The sequence below is a fragment of the Halorubrum aquaticum genome (genome assembly GCF_900113615.1).
Taxonomy (GTDB): domain Archaea; phylum Halobacteriota; class Halobacteria; order Halobacteriales; family Haloferacaceae; genus Halorubrum; species Halorubrum aquaticum.
The window spans coordinates 1-9,078 of sequence record NZ_FOPZ01000034.1; the positions used below are offsets into that span (position 1 = coordinate 1).

5 protein-coding genes and 1 pseudogene are annotated in these 9,078 nt (G+C 64.4%); 3 read left to right on the forward strand and 3 right to left on the reverse strand.

Annotated features, from left to right (window positions below):
• A pseudogene (locus tag F3H10_RS15705) lies at positions 1–1,765 on the reverse strand (hypothetical protein); the annotation flags it as partial.
• A 530-nt stretch (positions 1,766–2,295) separates the two neighbouring features.
• Between F3H10_RS15705 and F3H10_RS15710 the strand changes: the two are divergent.
• Entirely contained in the window at positions 2,296–3,462 is a 1,167-nt protein-coding gene (locus tag F3H10_RS15710) for a glycosyltransferase family 4 protein (RefSeq protein ID WP_149785705.1), read from the forward strand.
• 47 nt (positions 3,463–3,509) lie between these two features.
• Entirely contained in the window at positions 3,510–4,871 is a 1,362-nt protein-coding gene (locus F3H10_RS15715) for a sulfatase (RefSeq protein ID WP_149785706.1), read from the forward strand.
• A gap of 87 nt (positions 4,872–4,958) precedes the next feature.
• On the opposite strand, the gene F3H10_RS15720 is transcribed toward F3H10_RS15715, so the two are convergent.
• Positions 4,959–6,464, reverse strand: a complete 1,506-nt coding sequence (locus F3H10_RS15720; RefSeq protein ID WP_223174345.1) for a lipopolysaccharide biosynthesis protein — start codon at positions 6,462–6,464, stop codon at positions 4,959–4,961.
• 321 nt (positions 6,465–6,785) lie between these two features.
• Here F3H10_RS15720 and F3H10_RS15725 point away from each other — a divergent pair, with 321 nt between their 5' ends.
• Positions 6,786–7,991: a Cdc6/Cdc18 family protein gene (locus F3H10_RS15725; RefSeq protein WP_142987735.1), complete on the forward strand. Its 1,206-nt coding sequence runs from the start codon at positions 6,786–6,788 to the stop codon at positions 7,989–7,991.
• Between the two features lie 20 nt (positions 7,992–8,011).
• On the opposite strand, the gene F3H10_RS15730 is transcribed toward F3H10_RS15725, so the two are convergent.
• Positions 8,012–8,572, reverse strand: a complete 561-nt coding sequence (locus F3H10_RS15730; RefSeq protein WP_122105925.1) for a TATA-box-binding protein — start codon at positions 8,570–8,572, stop codon at positions 8,012–8,014.
• Positions 8,573–9,078 lie beyond the last annotated feature (506 nt).

A 9,078-nucleotide genomic window follows, 5' to 3' on the forward strand; every position in this document is an offset into this window, starting at 1 on the left:
TCAGTTCCGTGTTCTCGCGTGCCTCGCCGTCGACGATGAACTCGTAGTCGGTCCACGTGCTCGAGTCCACGCCGTCGATGACGAACGAGTGCCAGCCATCGCTGGTGTCGCTGCTGTCGGTCGCGCCGCCCTCACCGCCCGTCGCGTCGTCCTCACCGGCCGTCGAGTCGTCCTCACCGGCCGTCGAGTCGTCCTCACTGCCGGAGTCACCGGAGGTGTCGCTCGTGTCGCCGCACGTTCCGTCGTAAGTGATGTTCCGGACCTTTCCGTCGGTGTTCGTCAGCTGGACGGCCTCCCCGGTGACGTTGATGTTCGAGTCCTCGATGACGACGTCGTCGCATCCGACGAACTCGATCCCGTCGACGTCGCCGCTTGGCGCGTGGAAACACGAGTTCGTGATCCGTGACCCGTCCCACCCGGACCCGACGTACATCATCCGAGGTCCCTGGCTGGTCGTGTCGTTGTCGAAGGTGAACTGGACGTTGTCGAAGACGTTCTCGCTGTTGATCGCTCCCGGCTGTCTGTCCTGTATCCAGACGTTGGGCGCGATGGTCTCGTTATGAATGCGCGTGTCCGTGACCGTGATCGGACCGGGCTCCGAGATCCCGGTTTTCGTCACCCGTATCGCACCCCACAGGTAGTACTCGTGTTTCATGGTCTCGGAGAGGTCGTAGTATTCGATGTCGCAGTTCCGGACGGTCGGGCCGTCGTACCCCTCGTAGCTGTCGACGAAGACGCCCGCACAGTGGTGTGGGTAGGACGTCGGGTCGCTCCCCAGTTCCTTCAGTCGGCTCTGGTCGTGGACGATCTCACAGTTGTCGATCACCGACCCCTTCGTCGGGTGGTTCCCGTTGTGAACGCGAGCGCCACCCATGTCGCAGTTGAGGAACGTGGAGTCGAAGATCCTGACGACGCCGTCGCCGCGGATGGATCGGATGGAGTTGTGACCACACTGCTCGAACCACACGTCTTCGAACCGCATCTCGCCGACGTGGGCGTCGTAGACCAGCACGTACGTGGTTCCCGGCTGGTCGTCGGTGTCCGCCGCGTGGCCACCCATGTGACCCCCGTCACGGCCGATCGTCACGCGTCGAGCCAGGTTCACCCCGTCTCGGGCCTCCACGTCCATCCGCAACAACTGTCCGTACGAGTGAGCGTTGGACGGGACGAAGCCGAGCCACTCGACGTCGATGAGCTTCCCGCCGTCGTCGGTCTGTAGGGACACGGAGACGGAGGTCGTCGAGTCCATGGTCTGCTGGATGGAGAAGTTCTCCAACAGGACGTTCGTTCCGCCGGTCTGTTTGAAGAACCACCAGCCCGTCCCCGACTCGTCGGCGTTCGGGAAGGTGAACTCGACGTCGGTGTGTGACTCGCCGAGACCGCGCATGCCGAAGTTGCTCTCGTCGTCCCGCCACAGGAGCTCCGTTTCGACGCGGTACGTTCCCTCCGGGAACTCGACGAGCGTTCCGCTCTCGTACGCACTGCTTAACGCGTCATCGATCGGATCGTTCCCGTTGGGATCCATCCCGAGGTCGTCGACCGCGTTCACCACGCGATCGAACCCGATCCCGTGCCGTTCGGTCGCGGCCGACCCAACTCCGGACGAGGCGAGAACCACGCCCGTCGTCACCGCACTCAGCTTCACGTAATCGCGCCTGTTCATCAACCGCCCGACGCCACCGTCACCGCTGTTCGTTCCGTCCGATTCGTCGCCCTCGATGGACCCGTCGCTATCGACGTCCTCGCGAACCAGCTTGCGTGCCATGCGAGTAGTAATCCTCCCCTAACCGTCATAAGTGTATTGTTAATTATATCTTTAGAGTTGTATGAATGTCACAGAAAAACATTAAAACGGCGAACACAATCCGTTCCGTTCACACGTTCGGGACCCCCTCCCGTGAAGTGGATCGAAGCGAGACGACGGCGTGTTAAGGCCCTGTTAACGTGGGATCATCGGGCCGTATCGGCTCGAAACGTCGATCGCGGCGCATGCGGCCGAACTCGAGCGAGGCCACTCTCCACGGCCCCGTTCGGCGATAGTTCGTCCGGCCGTGGAGCCTCGCGAGACGCTCGTGCGGATAACGGGGCCATAACGATACGTTTCGTCGGCTTGAACTCCGGCGATGGAAGACCACGACGACGTCGCGCTCGTCACCGGCGCCGCCGGATCCACCGGTGTGTATCCCTCGGAGGCTGCTGACCACGCCCTCGTGAACGGACGGACCCTCGTGACGCGTGACTCGCCCCGAGTTTCTCCCGGCATAACTCCCGTCGTGGCGGGGGCATGAGCCGACGATGGCGACGGCAGAGGGGATCTACGGGTCCGATTCCTGGCGGAACGAGTCCGGCCCCCGGCGAGGGTCGGAAGCGAGCACGACCGAGGAGGAGTCGGTCGAGCGAGTGCTCTTCGTGTACGGGCCGACGAACACCGAGAAGATAACGCGTCACGTGAAGCCGTTGGCGGACGCCGTCGACTCGACGACGCTCGTCTGTACCGATACCGACCCGGAGGTGGACGGCTTCCGACAGGTCGCGCCGCCCTCGACCGGCTACCGGCTCCTCGATCTGTTCTTGATGTCCGTTTTGACCGCCGTCGAATCCGTTAACGGGGAGTACGACGCCGTCGTGACGATCTCGCTGTTTCCGCACGGTTGTCTGGGGCTCCTCGCCGCCAGGTACAACGGGATCCCCGCGCATCTCGGGATCATCGGCTGTGACATCGACGTCCACGCTCGGGCGTGGTACGGCCGACCGGTTCGCTGGCTCATGCGTCGGTTCGACGTAGTGACCGTCCCCGGACCGACGCACAGACGACGGCTCCACCGGTCCGTCGGCGTTCCGTGGCACAGGACCGCCATCCTCGCCAATCCCGTCGACGTCGACCGGTTCACCGACGTGAAGCCCAACCGGGACCGCCGATACGACCTGTTGTGGGTGGGTCGGATGACGGCAGAGAAACGGCCGCTGTTGTTCGTCGACGTGGTCGCGGCGGTCGCGGAGGAGGTTCCCTCGCTGCGGGCCGTGATGCTCGGTGACGGCGCGCTCTCGCCGGCGGTCCAGGAGCGGATCGCCGAACACGGTCTCGAGGGGACGCTCGAGACGCCCGGATGGACCGAGGACCCGATCCCGTGGTACGCGGACGCCTCCGTGTTCGTGTTGACCTCCGAGCGCGACGCGCTCCCGCTGACGTTGATCGAGGCGATGGCGAGCGGGACGGTGCCGGTGACGCCCGCCGTTGGCAACGTCGGTGACCTCCTCGTCGACGGCTGGAACGGGCGGGTCGACGATCCTCTCACCGTCGACGGCGTCGCAACGGCGGTCGAGAACCTCCTGGCGGACCCGGACCGGAGAGCCCGGATCGGAACCAACGCACGCGGCGTGCGTGACCGGTTCTCGTACGACGCTGCCACCGAGGACTGGCGGCACGTGACCCGCGTGCTCGCCCGATATACCCGACGATAACCGGTCAACTACTCCATAACGAAATGGGAACGAACCGGCGTTGAAGCATGGACGAACCCAACGTCTTATTCGTCATCCTCGACTCGGTCCGGCGCGACCGGACCTCCGCGTACGGGCACGACCGCCCGACGACCCCCAACCTCGATCGGCTCGCCGAGGAGGCGACCCTGTTCGAGAACGCCTATACCCCCGCGCCGTGGACGCTTCCGTCACACTGTGCGATGTTCACCGGCCTCTTTCCGAGCGAGCACGGCGTCACGAACGGCTTCTCGGACGTGTCGCTCAGGCTTCCCGACTCCGTCGAGAGGCTCACGGAGCGGCTCTCGGCGGACGGGTACCGGACCGCGGGATTCTCGAACAACCCGTGGGTCGGACGGTTGTCGGGACTCGACAGGGGGTTCGACGAGTACGTGGAGTGGGACCTCGAGATCGGCGTCGACGGGGACACCGACATCAACACGACGCGGGACAGGCTGTACTCGGCCGCACACACGGCGCTCGCGCAGGCGGCCCGCCAGCCGGTGTTCCTCTTGAAACGCCGGCTGTTCACCTCGAACCTCGTCGAGCGGGCGACGCGGTGGATGCGGACGACCGCCGCCGACGAACCGCCGGCGTTCACCTTCCTGAACCTGATGGAAGCACATAGCCCCTACTTCCCGCCAGCCAAGGCGTTCACCGAGCTGGGGCTCTCGCCGCCCGGGCCGATCGAGCCGCGGCTGTTGAACACGAAGCTGCTGGCGTACGTCCTCGGGAAGGCCGACTTACCCCCGGAGCGACGACAGCGCGTGTTGGAGTTCTACGACGCCAGCCTCCGGTATCAGGACCGGAAACTCGGCGAGCTGTTGGAGACGATGAAGGAGACCGGAACCTACGACGATGCGCTCGTCGTCGTCGTCGCCGACCACGGGAAGACCCTCGGGGAACACGACCGCAACGGGACGCCCCCCCACTCCACCCGCTCGGTCAACACCGACGTTCCGCTGATCGTGAAACGACCCGGACAGGAGACCGCCGAACGGATCGACCACCCGGCGGAACTGACGGGGCTGTTCGACCTCATCTCCGACCCGACCATGTCACCGACCGCGGCGTTGAGCGGCGACGAGGGGGCCCTCGTCGAGGACTACGTTCCGCACACGGGTCGGACCAGCGAACCGACCACCAGATGGCGGGTCCTCACGGACGGCGAACACCGGTACGTCAGGTCCGACGACGGGCGCGAGTTCCTGTTCGGTCCGGACGGGAACCCCGTGCCGGAGGACCAGGAACCGCTGTCGTCGCGGTTTACGGAGATGATGGATAGCCGAGTGGCGAGGCTCTCGGAACCCGAGGAGATCGACGATTCCGACCACGAGGAGCTGTCGCGGGGCCTGGAGTCACAACTCGAGGACCTCGGGTACTTGGAGTGAGCGACCGGCGTGAGTCGTCGTCGCCGAGTCGCTCACGCGAAAAGCCGTAACGACCCGAAAAACGGCAGTGACACGTCTCGTGGGGGATCAGGAGAGGCTACCGGCGATGGACCGGATGTCGTTTTCGATCTTCCACGGTGAGACCTGCGATAACACGAGGGCCGCGGCCGTGTAGACGACGATGCCTGTCGGGATCAGGACGACGAGTTCGACCAGGGGAGTCACGTCCATGAGTCCGCGCAGCCGCCGGAGGGACACGAACATAACGCCGGCGCCGACGAGCGGGTAGAACCACTCGCGAAAGAACAGGAGCGGCCGAATCTCCGTCATCTTCGAGAGGATGTACACGTCGAGCGGGAGCATCGGGAACGCGTACACTCCGACGACGACGAGACCGACGCCCTCGATGCCGAACCGTGCGGCTGCCGGCCAGATCAACGCGGCAATACAGGCGACGCGCACCGCGGCCAGCTTCGCGATGACGTCCGGGCGGTCGAGCGCCTTCCAGACCGAGCCGAAGTTGCGAGTGATCGAGTGGAACAGGCCGTACAGTGCCAGCAGTTGCATGACTCGGATCATCGGCGTCCACTCGTCCCCGAGGACGACCGGCACGAAGGTCGGCGCCACGAGCGCGATCCCGATCGCCATCGGGATCGTGATGAACCCCGTGACGCGCGTCGTCGCGAGCAGCGCCTGGCGCAGTTCGACCGGGTCGTCCTGGAGCTTCGAGTAGGCGGGGAAGCTGACGCTGGCGAGGATCTCGGATACCTCCGAGGACGGCGTGTCGGCGATACGGTAGGCGTACTGATAGAAGCCGAGCGCCGTCGCTGACAGGAACCAGCCGACGAAGGCGTCGTCGCCCTCGCGGTACAGGAAGTAGAGAACCGAGGACGCGGTGATCCACTTTCCGTAGTCGATCAGTTCCCGGGCGATGGAGACGTCGAAGGAGGGCCACGGCCGGTAGTCGTGGACGACGTACGAGAGACCGAACTTGAAGGCGTCCGCGGAAACGTACGCGAACACGAGCGCCCAGACCGTCGGGGAGATCAGCGCGTACCCGACGCCGACGGCGAACTGGACGATACCCCCGCTGACTTGATAGACGAACTCCTTGTGGAACTCGAGGTCCTTCCGGAAGTAGACGATGCCCGGATTTCGAAGCCCGAAGAGCAGCGGGCCGAGTCCGATGACCCGTATCAACGGAACCGCGTTCGGCTCGTCGAAGAAGCCACCGATGAGCGGCGCGGCGGCGAAGAGCACGGCGAAGATCACGACGCCGCGGCCGGTCTCGAGACACCACGCCGTGTCCAAGTACTCGTCGACGTTCTCGTTTCTCCGCTGGATGAGCGCCGTCTTGAGACCGATCTTCGAGAAGTTCCTCGTCGCGCTCAGCGACACGAGCGCGATACCCATGAGCCCGAACTGCCGGGGCGCCAGCACCCGCGCGAGCACGATCAACATCAGTATCTGGAGGAATCGACTCGACACCTTGATCGCGGTGGCCCAGACGCCGCTCTGAACGGTTCGATCGAGCACCGAACCGCTCGGAACGATCCCGTCGAGGAGGGCACGGAGGCGGTCCCTCACTGTCACGTGGGTGCGCGACCGGCCATTGAAGTCGGATGAACGGACGTCTCGTGAACGGACATTGGTTACCGGAGTTTCACGGTGAACGGACAAGGTAAGCAAGCACCTGAATTCCGTTAAGCACTGTACAACCGATCGACGCCGCGACCGGCACACCGTCGGACCGGCTCCGTTGAACGCCGTACGGAGTGGCATCCACGTATGACCGTCGTAGGCGTCTGAAAGGCGGGACCTAAACGGACTCGCTCCTCTCCGAACCCTCGATCGACCGATCCGATGGGACGGAGAAAACAGAACGTATTTCACCGGAAACGCGGTGTCTCACCTATGGACGCAGCGGACGATCTCTTCACGAGGGAGGACCCGATCTTCGCCAACAAGGAACTCCTCGAGATCAGCCATCTCCCGGGTGAAGGTCGGATCGTCGGCCGCGACGACGAGATCGCCGACTTGGCCACCGCCGTCAACCCCGCGATATTCGGACAGAGCCCGAGTAACGTCCTTCTCTACGGAAAGACGGGGACGGGCAAGTCCCTCTGTGCGAAGTACGTCTCCAAGCGTCTGGTGTCGACGGCCGGCGAGGAGGGAGTCAACGCAACCTTCGCGTACGTCGACTGCGCACAGGACACGACCGAGACACAGGCCGTCCAGACCATCGCCGAGGGCGTGAACGATCCCGAGGCGACCGGAATTAACGTCCCCGACAAGGGGCTCTCGACGTCGACGTACTACAAGCGGCTCTGGCGGATCCTTGACCAGCGGTACGACGTGGTGTTGATCATCCTCGACGAGATCGACAAGCTCGACGACGACGCGATCCTGATGCAGCTGTCCCGTGCCGGGGAGGCCGGGAAGATCACCGACTGTAAACTCGGCGTCGTCGGGATCAGCAACAAGATCCAGTACAAGGACCGGATGGACGAACGGGTCAAATCGAGCCTCTGTGAACGCGAGTTCGTCTTCCCGCCCTACGACGCGAACCAGCTCCGAGCGATCATGCAGGCTCGGTCCGACGCGTTCCACGACGACGTCCTCGAGGCGTCGACGATCCCGCGGGCGGCGGCGCTCGCCGCCCGCGAGCACGGGGACGCTCGGAAGGCCATCGACATCCTCCGGTACGCGGGCGAGATCGCGCAGGCCAACGGCGAACCGACGGTCAGAGAGGAGTTCGTCACGCAGGCACGCGAGCGCGCGGAGACCGACCGATTCCGCGAGCTCATCCGCGGGTCGACCCCGCACTCGCGGTACGTTCTCCAGGCGCTCGCGTTGCTCTCGCTCTCCAACGAACGGAAGGACGGGTTCCGAACCAGCCGCGTGTACGAGATCTACGAGAACATCTGCCGACAGGAGGGATCGGACAGCCTCTCGCTGCGTCGCGTTCGCGACCTACTCAAGGAGCACGCCTTTCTCGACATCATCGAACAGTCGAAACACAGCGGCGGCAGCGCCGAAGGAAGCTACACCAAACATCAACTCCTCGAGGACCCCGGCGTCGTCAAGGAGGTTCTCGTCGAGGACTCCGCGAGCAGCTGACGGCCGTCCCGCGAATCGCTTCAACCCAGCAGGCCGAGACCTTCGATCCGTTCGACGATCTCCTCGACTGCCCCCTCCGCGTCGTCGGTACGCTTTCCGCCGGTGATGACGATCTTCCCGCTGCCGAACAGCAGGATCACCACTTCCGGTTCGTCCATCCGGTAGACGAGCCCCGGGAACTGCTCGGGCTCGTACTCGACGTCCTCCAATCCGAGCCCGATCGCGAGGGCGTTGAGGTTGAGGTTGTGGCCGAGGTCAGCGCTCGAGACGATGTTCTGGACCGTGATGTCCGGATCCTCCTCGACGGGGATCTGGAGCCCGCGGAGCTTCTCGAAGATGATCCCGAGCGCCTCGTGAACGTCGTCGATGCTCTTCGCGCCCGTACAGACGATCTTGCCCGACCGAAAGATGAGTGCCGCCGCCTTCGGTTCCTGCGTCCGGTAGACGAGCCCCGGGAAGTTGTCGGGGTTGAAGTCAGCTCCCGGGAGGTCCTCCGCGAGGGCCTCCAGGTCGAGTTCCTGGCCGATCCCCGTCGATGCAACTACGTTCTGGATCTCGATCGAGTCTGCAGGGTTCGTCATCGTTCGCTTTTATATGTGACCCCCTCCCTTATAAACGCCCGTGGTATAAACGGCTCGGTACGTGCCACTCCCGACCGGGCGCACGCGCATACGTCGATCGGGCCCGAGCGTCGGTTCGGGACCGAGGCGGAGTACGGGACCCTTCCGGGCCACGGATCCCGGACGCGTTCGAGCGCCGACCGGTACGTCGTCAGTCCCTCGTTTCCACGGTTATGGCTCCCATGAAACCGCATGACGTGGCGGGTTCGGTTCGACGGGGTTAAGTGTACACCGCGATTCGAATGGAATGCGAAGAGCCCCCGACGAGGGGGCACCGGCCGGCCGCCGACGCGGCCGGTCGACGCGTTCCGACGGGGTTAAATGTGTACCCCGATTCGAATGGAATGCGAAGAACGCACCGCGAACTCGGGCCGTTCAACCCGGCCCGGTTTCGCAGGACCGATGAAGTCCGATGGGTTTATGACCCATGCTGGACAACGTTCAGGTCCGCGAAAGATGAGGATTTC

Bases quoted from the DNA above. Each gene is read 5' to 3' on its own strand.
- F3H10_RS15710 (WP_149785705.1), top strand. From the start codon at position 2,296: ATGGCGACGGCAGAGGGGATCTACGGGTCCGATTCCTGGCGGAACGAG.
- F3H10_RS15715 (WP_149785706.1), top strand. From the start codon at position 3,510: ATGGACGAACCCAACGTCTTATTCGTCATCCTCGACTCGGTCCGGCGC.
- F3H10_RS15725 (WP_142987735.1), top strand. From the start codon at position 6,786: ATGGACGCAGCGGACGATCTCTTCACGAGGGAGGACCCGATCTTCGCC.
- F3H10_RS15730 (WP_122105925.1), bottom strand. From the start codon at position 8,572: ATGACGAACCCTGCAGACTCGATCGAGATCCAGAACGTAGTTGCATCG.